Genomic DNA, 15,539 nt, shown 5'->3' on the forward strand with positions numbered 1-15,539 from the left:
CACCCCGGACTTGATCCAGGGAATACGGACAGGCCGCTACAGCGCCTTCCACGCGACGATCGCGCGCAGCCCCAGCACCACCGCGTCCTCCGCATCGCGCAGGCCCCCCGGACGGCGGACATATTGCACGTCGGGCTGGAGCGTCAGGAACGGCAGCACCCGGTCGCTATAGGTCAGCTCGACCATCCCCTCCGATCCGGTCAGCGCCGGTTCGCCCGCCGGATTGGCCCGGCGATAAGGGGTGCTGAGGTCGGCACTGGCCACGCCGATCGACAGCTGGCTGTCGGGACGGGCGGGGACGATGCCATGGCCGGTCACGCCCAGCTGCACCCCGCCGGCAAAGGGCGTGGTCCGCCCGTCCGACCATCCGGCACGGGCAAAGGCGCGCCAATGGCCCGGCTGATCGGCCTGTCCGGCAAGGTCGGTCTCGACCGAGACATAGACGCCGTGCGACGCCGCCTCGCCGGGGCCGGTGGTGACACCGGGCGGAATGATGCGCGGTTGCCGCCGGCTATAGGCCCAACCGCCCACCGTAAAGGACAGCATGCCCTGCCGTCCCGCCTCGGCGACGAACAGCGTCGAGCGGTGTCCGTGCGTGTCGGCGATCCCGCGCGGCGCGCGGATCGCCACCGCCTGCACATACTGCCGCTCGTCCCCGGCGCGAACGCGGATGGCCAGGTCGGTGCGCGGAAAGATCGACGGCCCGTTGGGACCGGTCGCCGCCAGTTCGGACCCGATCCCGAACGCCGGCGCGATCAGGTGCGATGCGGCATCATTGGCATAGAATTCGCTGTTCAGGTCGTATTTGCCGACCAGCACCGACAGCCGGTCGTCGGCGAAATTCTGCTGGACCCATGCCTGGTACAGCAGCAGGTCGGCACCGGCGACCTCGATATTGTTCACGCCCTGCAACGTGCCGGCAATGTCGTTGGGTCGCCCGCCCATATTGTTGAGCAGGCTGGCAAAGGCGGTACCCCCGCGCCATCCCACCGCCCGGTCGAGGTCGAGCGCGGCGAGCAGGTCGATATTGTCGAGATAGCGGACGCCGCGCGCTTCCCCCGCCGCGACGCCGACGACATCGCCCTTGTACACGATGTCGACGCTCAGCGGACCCGCCGGCGCCTCCTGCGCCTGCACCGGTGCCGAAACCATCGTTAGAGCAATGGCGGCACAGCCGATTGCGTTGCGTCCCATGCGATGTTCCCCTGTTTCAAGCGTTGCTGGCGACCGGCCGCCCGATGCCCCCATCGGCGGCCGGTCGTCGGATCAGGCGGCGCGGCCGAACGCGGCGTCGTCGCCGTCGGGGCCACCCTGCGCCAGGTCCAGCGCAAAGCCGCGCACGCGGCTCTGTTGCCCGGCAACCGATGTGGCCTTGGTCCGGTGCGCCGCAGCGGTTCCCTTGGCGCGCACCGCCGGCTTGCGCGCGGCCGGGCGATGCGTGGCGCGCGCGTCATCGATGCGGAAGAAGGCGATGCTCTGCTGCAGGTCGTTCGCCTGTCCCGCCAATTCCTCGGAGGTCGAGGTGATCTGTTCCGACGCCGACGCGTTCTGCTGCGTCACGGTGTCGAGCTGCTGCAGCGCCTGGTTGATCTGGCTCGCGCCGATATCCTGTTCGCGGCACGCCGCGCTGATTTCCGACACCAGTTCGGCGGTTCGACGGATGTCAGGCACCAGCTTGGTCAGCATCTCGCCGGCCTGTGCCGCCGCCTGCACCGTGTCGCCCGACACCGCGCTGATTTCGGCAGCGGCGGTCTGGCTGCGCTCGGCGAGCTTGCGGACTTCCGAAGCCACGACCGCGAAGCCGCGACCATGTTCGCCGGCACGCGCCGCCTCGACCGCCGCGTTCAGCGCCAGCAGGTCGGTCTGCCGCGCGATTTCCTGCACGATGCCGATCTTTTCGGCGATGGTGCGCATCGCGACGACCGCCTTGTCGACCGCGACGCCGCTCGCTTCAGCGTCCTTCGACGACTGGCGCGCTATCTTTTCGGTCTGGGCGGCATTGTCGGCGTTCTGTTTGATGTTGGCGGCCATCTGCTCCATCGATGCCGATGCTTCCTCGGCAGAGGCGGCCTGTTCGGTCGCGCCCTGGCTCACCTGTTCCGACGACGCCGACAGTTCCTGGCTGCCGGCGGCGACGTTGTTCGCCGCGCCGGTCGCATCGCCGACCACACCCCGCAGCCGCTCGACCATCGACACCAGCGCGTGGCCCAGCTTGTCCTTGTCCGACGCGGGGCTGTGATCGACGGTCAGGTCGCCCTGTGCGATCGTATCCGCCAGTGCCGCCGACTTGCGCAGCGCCACCGTCATGCGATTCACCGTGTCGACCAGATCCTTGATCTCGTCATTGCTGGTGACGGTCACTTCCTGATCGAGATCACCGATCGCCACCGCGTCCAGCGCGACGCCGACCCGCTTCAGCCCCTTTGCCACGATCATGCCGATCCACAGCGCACCGGTGACGGCGAGGATCAGCGCGGCGATCGCCGCCGTCAGCAACGTCGTCTGCGACGACGCGTACAACGTGTCGCCCGCGTCATCGGCTTTCTTCATCTCGGCACGCTGGCGCTGCACCACGTCCTGGACCTGGGTGCGCATCTTTTCCGCGATCGGACGCGCGTCGCGCAGCGAGATCGCGCCTGCTTCCAGATTCTTGTTCCCAAGGGCGAGCGGGACGATCCGATCCGCCACCGTCTTATACTCATTCCACTGCGTGCGGATGGAGGCATATTGCGCCCGGTCGGTGTCGTCCGCCATTGGCGGCGCCTGTCCGATCAGTTCGTCAGCGCGCGCGCGTTGCTGCCGGAAATTGGAAAGCTGCTGCTGCACGATCTGCGGATCGTCGGACAGCGCCAAATTCTTTTCGGCGACGATCGCCAGTGTCGACGCCATGTTGAACTGCTGGATACGGTCGAGCGCCGTCGCCGGATCGTCCACCAGATCGCTCATCGCCTGGTTGAGCATCCCCAGACGGTCGATGCCATAGCCGACGACGCCGGCCAGCAACAGCAAGACGACCGCAAAGGTCGCCCCCAATTTCATCTTGATCGTCGCTCGCATTGCGTAGGTCCCCGGCAAGTTTGGTGTCGTTGCGCATTCTCAGTGGTGCGCGATGGGGGGGACATTGACCGGGGGAGCTTAAGATCATCTTTGTCGGGCATTAACTTCGCGCGAATGAATATGACTGACACAGGTGCAAATAAGGGGTTCTGCTTCAGCAACAAAAAATTACAATGATCGTATACGCATGGAGCGACAGCGAAAATTCGGCGCAAGCCGGCGCAGCGCTACTGGCGAACAGCGTTAACGGGCGATTTGCGGCGTTCGACGCTTTTCGTGGAATTGTGTCGATCCGGTCGCTACCGCTCGGCGCAAACGGCTTTGGGGAACAGGCGATGGCTGGTGGTTTGGTTGCGTTGCTCGACGATATCGCGGCGATCGCAAAGCTCGCAGCGGCCTCGCTCGACGATGTGAGCGCTGCGGCGGGGCGTGCGGGGGCAAAGGCGGCAGGCGTCGTGATCGACGATGCGGCGGTCACCCCGCGCTATGTCGTCGGCCTGTCGCCGGCGCGCGAACTGCCGATCATCGGCAAGATCGCGCTGGGGTCGCTGCGCAACAAGCTGCTGATCCTGCTGCCGGTGCTGCTGATCCTGAAGTTCTTCGCGCCCTGGGCAGTCACCCCGATCCTGATGGCAGGCGGCGCGTTCCTGTGCTTCGAGGGCGCGGAAAAGATCCTCGCCCCGCTGTTCGGCGGCCACCATGCCGAGGAAGCCGCGACGACCACCGACCCGGTCGAGCTGGAGCGCCAGCAGGTCAGCGGCGCGATCCGCACCGACATGATCCTGTCGGGCGAAATCATGATTATCGCGCTCAACGAACTGCCCGCGCTGTCGATCTGGATGCAGGGGGTCGCGCTGGCGGTGGTCGGCATCGCGATCACCATCGGCGTCTATGGCGCCGTCGCGCTGATCGTGAAGATGGACGATATCGGCCTCGCGCTCGCCCGCCGGTCGAGCGCGCTGGCCCAGACGATCGGGCGCGGGCTGGTTCAGGCGATGCCGGTGGTGCTGAAGGCGCTGGCACTGATCGGCACCGCCGCGATGCTGTGGGTCGGCGGACAGATCATCCTGCACGGGCTGGAGGAGTTCGGCTTCGTAACGCTCCCGCACCTCGTCCACGACACTGCGCATCATGTGGCGGAGGCGGTGCCGGCCCTGGGCGGCGTGCTGGAATGGATCGTCAACGCGGCCGGTGCGGCGGTGTTCGGCATCCTGATCGGCGCGGTCATCGCCGGCGTGCTGCACGTCCTGCCGAAGAAGCATTGAGGGGGAGGGGGCCCTACCGCCCCCGTGCCAGCCACTCCTCGGTCGGGGTGAACGCCGACCGCGTCGACGCCGCGACCGGCACATCGGTCGCGACATAGGCGACGCCGGTCCCGGCCTGCAGGTCGACCCACAGCCCCGACCGCAGGCCATAGGCATCGCCCGCATGGCCGATCCGTAGTCGACCATCGCCGAACGGATCGTCGCGACACCCGGCGACCGGCGTGGCAAGGAACGTCACCGCCAGCCCATAGCGGCACATGAAGCCGCCCTGCTTCGCGCCCGTGGTCGCATCGCTGCCGGTGTCGCCATTGGTCCCGTCCCACGTCCACAGCGGCGTCGTCAGCGTCGCAAAGGCGCGCGGCGACAATATCCGTCCGCGGTCGCTCCGCCCCCGCCGCAGCAGCATTCGCCCGACCGCCGCCAGCCCGCGCGCCGAGATACGCAGGCCCCCCTGGGGTGAGAACATCGCCCCGTTCCTGCCCGCGCGCCACCGCGAGAGGTCGCACGATCCATCGCGCGCCGGTTCGACCGAACAGGCGGGCGCGCGGCCGTGATGATCGTCCTTGGTCGGTGCTCGCCCGCGATACTGCACCACCGCGCGGGCGGCCATTTCGGGCGAACAGCTTGCCCAGTTATAGCATGCGGTGATCCCCAGCGGCCGAAACACCAGCCGCTCCATCGCCCGGTCGAACCGCTCGCCCGTCGCGCGTTCGACCACGCTGGCGACGATCGGGAAGTTGAGATTGGCATAGGCGAACCACTGTCCGGGCGCATGGGCCGCATCCCACGCCTTCGGATCGGCCAGCACCGGCGCCAGTTCGGCATCCAGTGGCAACACATAGTCCACCCCGTCGACGATCCCCGCGCGGTGCGACAGCAACAGCCGGAGCGTGATCGGCACATCGGGATAGCGCGGATGCCGCAACCGCCAGCCAAGCAGGTCCGACACATCGGCATCGAGGTCGAGCGTCCCCGCATCGACCAGTCGCAGCACCGCGATCGCGGTTACCAGCTTGGAGATGGAGGCGACCCGCACCGGATCGTCGGCGGTGACCGCGCGGTCGGCGGCGATGTCGGCCAGGCCGCGTTCGACGACCGCCGTCTCTCCCCGCCGGTCGAACGCGACGCGTACCTCGGCAACCGGCTGCGCCGTCGCGGCGGCGAGGAGGGCGGCGATCATCTTCTACCCCCTTTCCCTATCCGTTCGCTTCGAGCGCAGGTTCGAGCCTGTCGAGAACCGTAGTCGAGAAGGGGGTTGCCCCGAACGGCGCGTTCTCGACTGCCGCTTCTCGACAAGCTCGAAGCTGCTCGAACCAAACGGGCAGGGGAGGCAAGACAGCTCCCCTAGAACTTCACATCCGCCTGCACGGTAAACGCCCGCCCGCGCGGATCGGCAACGCGCGGTTCCCACGACCCGCCCGACCCGGTGTTCGAATCATAGGTGATGGCAAACGGCGGATCGACGTCGAAGAGGTTCTTCACCCCCAGCGTCAGGCGCGTCGCCTTGTTGCCGAGGTTCAGGAAACTGACCGCGAGGTTATAGGTGACATAGGGCTTCACATCTTCGTTGAAGTCGGCCCGCGTGACCGTGCCCGCCAGGATGCCGGGCAGCGCTTGGTTCTTGTACCCGTCGCGATATTGCTGGGTCAGCGCGATCGTCACCGCTTCGTTGGTATAGCTGACGAACGCATTATGCTTCCACCGCAGGCCCAGGTCGCCGGCAAAGCTGAACACGCCGATCAGGCTGGGGCCATAGGGCGAATTCTGCGTCAGCTTCTCGCGCTTCTTCAGCAAATAGGTGCCGTCGATCCCAGCGAGGAAGCTGCCGCCGAACGCATCCACCCCGCCGCGCGCGGTGAGTTCGAGGCCTTGCGTCCGCCGCGCGCCGGCGTTGATCCAGGTGCGATCGATCGCGACCAGTTCGTTGGTGGTCGGATCGCGACGGAACCGGTCGGAAAACAGCGCGGCATTGTCGATCAGCTCACGCTCGGTCAGCAGCTGGATCGTGTCGTCGACATTGATCGCCCAGAAATCGAGCGAAGCGCTGAACTTCGGTGCCGGCTGGATCACGATACCCGCGCTGAACATCCGGGCGCTTTCGGGGCCGAGGTTGGGGTTGCCGCCGGTCAGGATGGTGGGCTGTACCGCTTGGCACGCCGGGGTCGTGGTGTTGGGAATGCCGCCGGGGCAGCGCACCGGGTCGGCAAGGTCGCGGCCCGAATAGGGCGATTCGGTGGTGCCGTTGAAAATCTGGTTGAAGGTCGGCACGCGGAAGCCGGTGCTGAACGATCCCCGGACCATCACCGGTTCCCACGGACGATACTTCACCGACACCTTGGGATTCGTGCTGGTGCCGAAATCGCCATAATCGTCGACGCGCAGCGCGCCGGTCAGCTCGAACCCGCGGAACAGCGGCAGCAGCACTTCGGTATAGGCCGCCTTCACCTGCCGGTTCTTGGCACGCAGCGCGTTCACATTGTCGAATGCCGCGAGGAAGATGACCGGGGCGGAGGCGGCGGCGGCAGCCGATCCGTTGAAGCTGTAGGATTCGCTGCGGAAATCGATCCCTGCCGCCATCTGCGCCTTGCCGCCGGGCAGGCGGAACAGCGGGCCGGCGATCGAGTAATCGATCTGCTTCACCTCGTACCGCCCGCCGTACAGCGTCGCCCCTTCGGCCGACACCGCCGCCAACCCGGCCAGCGCCGCATCGCTCTGGTTGATCGAGAAGGGGTTCAGGATGCCGCTGTTGAGCAATCCGGCAAGGCCCGGCCCGATCGCCCCGGCTGCGGTCGGGGCGCTGGGATCATAGGCACCGTTGCTGAGCGTCCCGCGATAATAATAGCCGCTGCCCAGCACCGAGCTGGACTCGCTCTTGGCGTACGAACCGCCCGCGCGGTAATCCCAACCCTGCCACAACGGCCCTTCGGCGGCGAGGGTGACGCGGATCGTCTTGGTATCGGTTTCGTATTCGCGCGGGCCGCAGGCGATGCAGCGCCAGCGGAAAGCAATCGGCTTGTTGCGATTGGCCGCCACCGCCGGGAAGGTTGCCGCGATCGCGTTATAGACCGCATCATAGGTCGCGGCGGTCAGCGCATTGCGCGGATAGGCGACCTGGAAATTGGTGGTGTTGCTCGACACCTGCGCGTTGGAGAACAGCTTGGCCGAATTGGCGTTCGATCCGGTGACCTCCAGCGAAATCTGGTGATCCTCCGCCACCCGCGCGACGGCGCGGGCGAGGTAGGTCAGCGTCTTGATCGGCTGCTGGATCACCGCCGCGCGGCCCGTGTCCCATGCGCAGGCATAGCGCGCCGACACGTTGTTCCACAGCGCATCGTCATACGCCATGCCGCCGTCCATCGATTCACATCCCGCACCGCCGGGCAGGTCGAGCGGGTTGATCCCGCCGCTCGCCGCCGTGGTGGTACCGGGAATGACGAGGCCAGCCAGTACCTGCGCGCTCGCGGTGCCGCCCAGCAGCGTGCCGCCCCCCAGCGTGCTGCCTTGCAGCGTCGAGCGGTTGAGCGGAAAGGCGGTGGCGATCGGCGTGCCGCGCGTGTCGACCGACAGGCCGCGGTTCGGCTGGTTACCGTTCACGAAGTCGCGGTTCGACCCGAACAAAATGTTGTTCCAGCGATAGGCGACCGCGCCCATCACGTTGAACCCCTGATCGTCCAGATCGCCGAAACCGGCGATGGCCGACACGCGATAGATGGCGCCGTCACCCTGTTCGGTGATGTCGCTCGCGCCCATCACGCCGACGCCCTTGTAATCGGTGCGGGTGATGAAGTTGATGACGCCGCCGATCGCGTCGGTGCCATAGATCGCCGAGGCACCGTCCTTCAGCACCTCGACCCGCTCGATCGCCGCGAATGGGATCTGGTTCACGTCGACCGCCGCGCCCGACAGGCCGTGCGCCGCGACCCGCCGGCTGTTGAGCAGGACCAGCGTCGCCGCCGCGCCCTGACCACGCAGGTTTGCGGCGGACAGGCCATTTGTCCCGCGCTGCGCCCCGGTGGTGACGTCGGCATTCGACGCCAGGTTGTCCGCGCCCGACCCGTTGCTGGTCAGCAGGCTGATGAGCTGTTCGGGGCTGGCGATCGCGTTGCGCTCGATCTCGGCATTGCTGATGATCTGCAGCGGTAGCGAGCTGTTGTTCGGGTCGCGCTTGATCCGCGATCCGGTGACCAGGATTTCGCCGTCGTCGGCCGTCGACGCGGGCGTCGTCTGCACAGCGACGCCGGTCGGCGTGGCGGCTTCCGCCGTCGTCACCCCTTCGCTCACCGTCTGTGCGCCCGCCTGTCCCGCCGCGATCATCGCGACGAACAGCGATCCGCCCAACAGCACCCGTGCCTTGCCAGCCCGCATAATCTTGCCCCCAAGCCTGCGCCGCCATTTCCCCGTGAGCGGCTGTTGGCAACAATAAGCAACAAAAGCGTTGCGTCGCGGAAGGGGCGGCGCGGCGGGTTTTCACGGAACCGTAGCGTTCCGGTAACACTCGCCCAATTTTGGTTAGAGCGCCATAACGTGCGGCTATAGCGCGGCGGCGGCGGCCAGCAGCGCGGCGTCCATCGCCGGGGTCGCCGACGTGCCGTCGGGATTGTCGTTGGCATAGAGCGCAAAGGTCAGCACCTGTCCGCTCGCCGCCGTCATCGTGCCGGCCAGCGCCGATACCCCGCTCAGCGTCCCCGTCTTGGCGTGGACCTTGCCGGCGAGCGGTGTGTCGCGGAACCGGCGCGACAGCGTGCCGTCGACCCCGCCGACCGGCAGCGTCGCCAGCCACCGCGCTCCCCACGGCTGCGTCTGTGCCCAGGTCAGCAGCGTCACCATCGCGCGCGGGGTCACCCGGTTATAGGTCGACATGCCCGACCCGTCGGACAGGTCCCATGCGGTGCGCGGCACGCCCGCCGACGCCATCATCGCCGCGACCCGCTTCAGCCCGTCGCCGATCGACCCGCCGCCGCTGACCCGCCCGATCCGGCGTAGCAGCAGTTCGGCGTGCAGGTTCTGGCTCGCCTTGTTGGTGGTCGCGACATCCTCGATCAGCGGCGCGGGCTGCAGTCGCGCCAACATCGGCGGCATCGTGCCAGCTTCCACGACCGCGCCATCCTCCTCCGCCCGGTACGGCCGATGCCGCACCCCGACCGCGCCGGTCACCCGCACACCCCGCTCCCGCAACAACGTCGCCAACGTCCACGCGGCATGATGCGCGGCATCCTCGACCCCGACCCGCACCGTCGTTCCCGGCCCCGGCGCAACCGTCCCCGACAGCCGCAGCACATCGCTACCCGGCATCCGGTCGAACGATATGTTGCTGGTGGTGCCGACCCGGACGCGGTTGTCGATGCGGTAATAGTCCGATCCGCCGACCACCGCGCGGCCCCCTTCCGCGACGACCGTCACTACCAGTTCATTGTCGTCCAGCGTGAGGGCGGAGGCGGCGGTGCCATAGCGCCCGGCCATGTTGTTCCACCCCATCCCCGGCGACCAGCGCTGGTCGGGAAAGCGGCTGTCGTCGCCGATCACGTCGCCCACCACCCGCGTTTTCGCCGCCACCGCATCGGCGAGCGTGGCCAGGCAATCGACCCGGCAGTCCGCCGCACTCGACAGCCGCGCATCGCCCGCGCCCACCAGCACGACGTCGCGCCCCTCCAACCGCACCCCCGCGCCGCCATCGTCGGCGGCGTCGAGCGGCAGGGTGGCGAAGCTCGCGAGCGTCGTGAAGATCTTGGTGTTCGACGCCGGCACGAACCGCCGGTCGGGTTCGATCGCGACCTGTTCGACACCGGCGGCATCGCGCACCACCATGCCGAAGCGAGTGCCCGCCGGTGCCTTGGCCAGCGCGGCGCGGACGGCGGCCTTGACCCCCGGATCGGGGGCCGCCGCGGCCAGCATTGCGCCTGCGGCTCCGATGATGATCGCTCTGATGGTCTGCATGGGCGCGCATCCTACGTCCTGGCTGCGCCTGCGCAACCGTTGGACGCGCACGGTATAGCCGGTACACATGGACCCATGCTCCATCGTCTCCTGCTCGCGCTGCTGCCGCTGCTACTGATCGCCGCCGACCGGCCGGCGCAGCGGGAAACGGTGGTGCTGATCCGGGGCGCGCGGGTGTTCGACGGGACCGGCGCGCCTGCGGTGGTGGGCGATGTGCTGGTCGTCGGCGACCGGATCGCGGGCGTTGGACCACAACTGAAACGGCCACGCGGGGCGCGGGTCATCGATGCACGCGGGCTGACGCTGTTGCCGGGGCTGCACGATCTTCACACCCATTTGCGGGCATCCGGCTATGGCAGTCCCGACGATCTGGGCAAGGCTTGGGCCTCGCACCTCGCCAACGGTATCACCAGCGCCAACGACTTCTCGCTGTCGGGCGAGATGCTCGGCCCCATCCGCGCCATCGCCGCCGAGGGGCGCATCCCGACGCCGCGCCTGAACCTCGCCATCCGGCTGGGTGTGCCGGGCGGGCATGGCACCGAATATGGGTGGGGCAGCTTCTTCACGCTGACCGCGACCACCCCGCGCGCGGCGCATGTCGCGATGAAGACCGCGCTGGCGTACCAGCCCGACGTCATCAAGGTGTTCGCTGATGGCTGGCGCTATGGCCGTTCGCCCGATCTTGCCAGCATGAACGTGCCGACCCTCTCGGCCATCGTCGACGATGCCCATGCCGCCGGGCTGCCGGTCATCACCCATACGGTCACGCTGGCCGGGGCGAAGATCGCCGCCGCCGCCGGGGTCGATGCGCTGGGGCATGGGATCGGCGATGCGCCCGTAGATGCCGAGCTGATCGCGCTGATGCGTGCGAAGCAAGTCGCCTATGTGCCGACGTTGGTGGTGTACGAACCACAGCAGGACCGGACCTTCACGGCGCTGGAATGGCGGCATCTGGCCGCACCCGAGCGGGCGGCGGAGGCGGCGCGGATGGCGCGGCCGGTCGAGGCGATCCCCGAACTCGAATCGAAACGCTGGGCGATCATGCAGGCCAATGTCCGCACGCTGCACGCGGCGGGTATCCGCATCGGCGTGGGCACCGATGCCGGGATCGGCGGCGTCTATCACGGGTCGAGCGCGGTGCGCGAGACGCGGCTGCTCGCCGGTTTGGGGCTGACCCCGGCCGAGGCATTGGTCGCGGCGACTGGCGGGGCGGCGGACATAGTGCGCCAGCGCGACCAAGGCCGGATCGCGGTCGGCCAGCGGGCCGACCTGCTGCTGGTCGGCGGGCGGCCCGACGTGGCGATCGACGACTTGCACGATGTCCGGCGGGTGTTCGTCGCCGGGCGGGAAATGCCGCTGGACGATCTGCGGCGACGGATCGATGCGCGCGAGGCAACGCCGATGCCGGTCCACGCCATGGCCGGCCCGATCGATACCGGTGCGCGGGGTGACGGGCGCACCGACCTCGACACGCTGCCGGTCGAGAGCGTCGAGGCGGGCACCGACCACAGCCGGCTGGACGTGGTGCGTCCCGATGGGCCGCATGAGCGGCATCTGTTCGCGGTGGCCCGGCTGGGCGCGGCCGATCGGCCGTTCGCCGCGCTGGTGCTGCCGTTGACCAAGGGGGCGATCGACGTCGCGGATGCGCGCGGCTTTACCGGCATCGCGTTCGAGGCACGCGGGGCGGGGCGCTACGGCGTCGCGTTCGACGTCTATGGCGCGCGGCAGGCGAGCCGCGCGTCGTTCGAGGCGAGCGGCGAGCGCCGCGAAATCCGCCTGCCGTTCAGCGCCTTTGCTAGCGGTGACACCCCGTTAGACCTGACCCAATTACGCAGTGTCGCGTTCCGCCTGACCGGGGAGCCGGGCGGGCGGGCGTGGCTCGAACTGGCGAAGGTCCGCTTCTACCGCTGAGCGGCGGGCCGTACCGTCAGCGCAAAGGCCAGCACCACCGCAAAGGACATGCCGGGCACCAGCATCGCGGTCTGGATCGATACCATGCCATGGCTCAGCCACCCCATCAGCGGCGGGAATACCGCCCCGCCGATCACCGCCATCACGATCAGCGGTGCGCCGAGCGGGGCGCGGGGCCCCAGGTCGCGGACGCCGAGCGAGAAGATGGTGGGGAACATGATCGACATGAACAGGCTGCTGAGCGCCAGCGCGTAGATCGCGATCATGCCGTGGCCAAGCGCGGCGACAAGCATCAGTGCGATATTGGCAAGCGCGAAGACGGCGAGCAGCCGGGTCGCAGCGATGCGGTGCATCAGGAGCGTGCCGATCAACCGCCCGGCAAGGAACAGCGCGAGGCTGACCGACAGCAGATAGGCGGCCTCGCGTTCGGGCGTCGCGGGGCTGATCGTCTTCACCACGTCGATGAAGAAGCTCCACACCCCGACCTGCGCGCCGACATAGAAGAATTGCGCGACCACTGCCCAGCGCAATGCCCGGACCCGCAGCACCGATCGCAACCCCTGCAGCGTGTTGCCGCCGGTTTCGCGCGGGACTTCGGGCAGGCGGACGATGGCAACGGCCAGCGCGATCAGCACGACGACGCCGGCGAGCACCAGATAGGGCAGCTGCACCATCTGCGCCTCTGCCGCGCGATAGGCGGCACGGGCGGCGGGGGCCATCGCGTCGAGCGCAGCGCGGTCATGCTCGACGCCCGAAAAGATGAACTTCGCGCCGATGATCGGGGCGATCGCGCCGCCCAGGCCATTGAATGCCTGCGCCAGGTTGAGCCGCTGTTCGGCGCGCGCCGGATCGCCGAAGGCGACGATATAGGGATTGGCGGCGGTTTCGAGGAACGCCGCGCCCGAGGCGATGACGAACAGCGCCCCCAGGAACGCGGCATAGTCGCGCACCTCGGCGGCGGGATAGAACAGCAGCGCGCCGACCGCGTAGAAGGCGAGGCCGGCCAGGATGCCGATGCGATAGCCGAAGCGCCGCAGCACCAGCCCGGCGGGCAGCGCCATGACGAAATAGCCGATGTAAAAGGCGAACTGCACCAGCCCGGCCTGCGCCCGGTTCAGGTCGAGCGCCTTTTGAAATTGGCGGATCAGCAGGTCGTTGAAGTTGTTGGCGATCGCCCAGAGGAAGAACAGGCTGACGACGACCGCGAAGCCGGCGGCAAAGCCCGGCGTGACGAAGCGGCCCCCGGTCCCGGCCGGGGTGGAGCGGGGCGGGGCGCCGGGGGCGATCATGGATGGTCGCTCAGCGCAAAGATCGGGGTCATCGGCGTCCAGCGGCTGCCATCGGGCGCACCGGGCAGCGCGCGCTGGAACTGCCCCATGCGCGCTTCCCATGCCGCGACTTCGGGATCGGCGGCGTCGGCATCGGCCTTTGCGCCGGGATCGAAATCGGGTGCGACGGTCATCGTCATCACCAGTCGCGTGCCGTGGCGGAAAATCTGCATTTCCTGAACCCCCGCCGCGCGGATCGCGGCCAATACCGGTGCGGGGACATTGCCCGGCACATGCCAGCGTTCATATTCGGCGATCGCCGCCGCATCGTCCACCAGGTCGAGGGTCAGGACGCGGATCATGCGTTCGACCAGCCGCCGTCGATCACATGCACCGCGCCGGTGGTGTAGGACGACGCATCGGAGGCGAGGTACAGCGCCAGTTCGGCAATCTCCTCCGCGCGGCCCAGCCGCCCCATCGGCTGGCGCGCGGTAAAGGCGGCGCGCGCGGCCTCCGCATCGCCGGTCGCGGCCATGCGTTCCTCCAGCGAGGGCGACTGGACCGTGCCGGGGCAGATCGCGTTGCAGCGGATGCCGGACCCCACGAAATCTAGCGCGACCGATTTGGTAAGGCCGATCACCGCCGCCTTCGACGCGGTGTAGACGAAGCGGCCGGGCACCGCGATCACATGGCTGGCGACCGACGACATGTTGACGATCGACCCGCCGCCATTCGCGATCATCGCGGGCAGCAGCGCGCGGATCAGGCGATATTGCGACCGGGCGTTCAGGTCGAAGCTGAAGTCCCAGTCAGCCTCTTCGGTCGTCAGGATCGTGCCGGCATGGACGAACCCGGCGCAGTTGAACAGGATATCGACCGTGCCGACCTGTGCGGCGAAGTCCCTGATCGCCTGTCCGTCCATCAGGTCGACGACATGCGGTTCGCATCCGGCCAGCGTCGCCAGCGCGTCGGCGTTGATGTCGACGCCAAGGACGCGGGCGCCTTCGCGAGCGAAAAGTTCGGCGGCGGCGCGGCCGATGCCTTGCGCCGCAGCAGTGACGATGGCGGTTTTGCCGGACAGGCGGGTCATGCAGTCTCCATGGGAACGGGGGCGTCGGCGCGGATCAGGCCGGCGTCGATCAGGTCGGTCCACAGCGCGGGCGGCAGCGGCATCGTGGCGAGCGTCGCGGCCTGTGCCACTTCGCCCACATCCGCCATGCCGGGGATCACCGCCGTCACGGCGGGGTGCGCCATCGGGAATTGCAGCGCGGCGGCGGCCATCGGCACGGCGTGGCGCGCACAGATCGCGGCGATGGCATCGACCCGGCGCGTCACCTCGGCCGGGGGCGCTTCGTAATTATAGCGGGCGTCCGGCCCGGTGCCCGAGGCGAGGATGCCCGAATTATACGGCCCCCCGACGATCACCCGCACCCCCCGCGCCGCACAGCGCGGCAGCAGCGTGTCGAGCGCCGCCTGTTCGAGCAGCGTGTAGCGCCCGGCGAGCAGGATGGCGTCGAGTTCCACCCGGTCGAGCAGGTCCTCGCACACCGCGATCTCGTTCACGCCGATGCCGATCGCGCCGACCATGCCGGCGTCGCGCAGCGCCCGCATCGCCGGATAGCCGCCGTCGAGAAACGTCGCCATCTGCGCCGCCGCATCCGCGCCGTGGGTCAGTTCGCCCAGGTCATGCGCCAGCAGCAGGTCGATCCGATCGCGCCGCAGCCGCGCCCGGCTGGCGTCGAACGAGGCGAGCACCCCGTCCCGTGAATAATCGAACGCGCTTTCGACCGGTTCGGGGGAGACGAACCCCTGTCGCTCGGCGGCAAGGTCGCGGTCGGGGGCGGGACGCAGCACGCGGCCGACCTTGGTCGAAACGAAGGCGTGTCCATTGGGGTCGAGGTCGGCCAGCGCATCGCCCAGCCGGCGTTCGGACAGGCCGAAGCCATAATGCGGCGCGGTGTCGAAGCAGCGGATGCCCCGGTCCCACGCGGCGTCGATCGTTGCACGGGCGGCGTCATCACCGACCGGTCGATACAGATTACCGATCGCGGCCCCGCCAAAGCCCAGCTTGGCAGGGACCAGCCCGTGCGTCATCGCCTATCCT

Annotated in this window: 11 protein-coding genes; 2 read left to right on the forward strand and 9 right to left on the reverse strand. The window is 68.4% G+C overall.

Annotated elements, in window-relative coordinates:
• Positions 1-36 precede the first annotated feature (36 nt).
• Complete coding sequence (locus ASE67_RS06170; RefSeq protein WP_162236333.1) at positions 37-1,194, reverse strand: carbohydrate porin; 1,158 nt, start codon at positions 1,192-1,194, stop codon at positions 37-39.
• A gap of 72 nt (positions 1,195-1,266) precedes the next feature.
• A complete protein-coding gene (locus ASE67_RS06175) occupies positions 1,267-3,057 on the reverse strand; it encodes a methyl-accepting chemotaxis protein (protein WP_055757912.1) in 1,791 nt (596 codons plus the stop codon).
• A 335-nt stretch (positions 3,058-3,392) separates the two neighbouring features.
• Between ASE67_RS06175 and ASE67_RS06180 the strand changes: the two genes are divergently transcribed.
• Positions 3,393-4,322 carry a DUF808 domain-containing protein gene (locus ASE67_RS06180; protein WP_055759230.1) on the forward strand — a complete coding sequence of 310 codons (930 nt, stop codon included), beginning with the start codon at positions 3,393-3,395 and terminating at the stop codon, positions 4,320-4,322.
• 13 nt (positions 4,323-4,335) lie between these two features.
• On the opposite strand, the gene ASE67_RS06185 is transcribed toward ASE67_RS06180, so the two are convergent.
• The 3 genes from ASE67_RS06185 to dacB form a co-directional block, all read right to left on the reverse strand.
• Positions 4,336-5,502, reverse strand: coding sequence for a serine hydrolase domain-containing protein (locus ASE67_RS06185; RefSeq protein WP_055757915.1), 1,167 nt, complete (start codon positions 5,500-5,502; stop codon positions 4,336-4,338).
• A gap of 164 nt (positions 5,503-5,666) precedes the next feature.
• Complete coding sequence (locus ASE67_RS06190; RefSeq protein WP_055757918.1) at positions 5,667-8,687, reverse strand: TonB-dependent receptor domain-containing protein; 3,021 nt, start codon at positions 8,685-8,687, stop codon at positions 5,667-5,669.
• Positions 8,688-8,852: 165 nt separating this feature from the next.
• On the reverse strand, positions 8,853-10,256 hold the full coding sequence (gene dacB / locus ASE67_RS06195) for a D-alanyl-D-alanine carboxypeptidase/D-alanyl-D-alanine endopeptidase (RefSeq protein ID WP_082456974.1): 1,404 nt from the start codon (positions 10,254-10,256) through the stop codon (positions 8,853-8,855).
• A 75-nt stretch (positions 10,257-10,331) separates the two neighbouring features.
• On the opposite strand from dacB, the gene ASE67_RS06200 reads away from it, so the two are divergent.
• Complete coding sequence (locus ASE67_RS06200; RefSeq protein WP_055757921.1) at positions 10,332-12,167, forward strand: amidohydrolase family protein; 1,836 nt, start codon at positions 10,332-10,334, stop codon at positions 12,165-12,167.
• On the opposite strand, the gene fucP is transcribed toward ASE67_RS06200, so the two are convergent.
• From fucP to ASE67_RS06220, 4 genes are read right to left on the reverse strand one after another with little or no spacing between them, the layout of a single operon-like run.
• Positions 12,158-13,456, reverse strand: a complete 1,299-nt coding sequence (fucP, locus tag ASE67_RS06205; protein ID WP_082456975.1) for an L-fucose:H+ symporter permease — start codon at positions 13,454-13,456, stop codon at positions 12,158-12,160. The genes ASE67_RS06200 and fucP overlap by 10 nt on opposite strands.
• Positions 13,453-13,797 carry an L-rhamnose mutarotase gene (locus tag ASE67_RS06210; RefSeq protein WP_055757924.1) on the reverse strand — a complete coding sequence of 115 codons (345 nt, stop codon included), beginning with the start codon at positions 13,795-13,797 and terminating at the stop codon, positions 13,453-13,455. Before ASE67_RS06210 ends, fucP begins: the two co-directional genes overlap by 4 nt.
• Entirely contained in the window at positions 13,794-14,525 is a 732-nt protein-coding gene (locus ASE67_RS06215) for an SDR family oxidoreductase (RefSeq protein ID WP_055757925.1), read from the reverse strand. Before ASE67_RS06215 ends, ASE67_RS06210 begins: the two co-directional genes overlap by 4 nt.
• A complete protein-coding gene (locus ASE67_RS06220) occupies positions 14,522-15,529 on the reverse strand; it encodes an aldo/keto reductase (protein WP_055757929.1) in 1,008 nt (335 codons plus the stop codon). The genes ASE67_RS06215 and ASE67_RS06220 overlap by 4 nt, the downstream gene beginning before the upstream one ends.
• Between the last annotated feature and the right edge of the window lie 10 nt (positions 15,530-15,539).

The organism is Sphingomonas sp. Leaf23 (genome assembly GCF_001421585.1).
Classification (GTDB): Bacteria; Pseudomonadota; Alphaproteobacteria; order Sphingomonadales; family Sphingomonadaceae; genus Sphingomonas.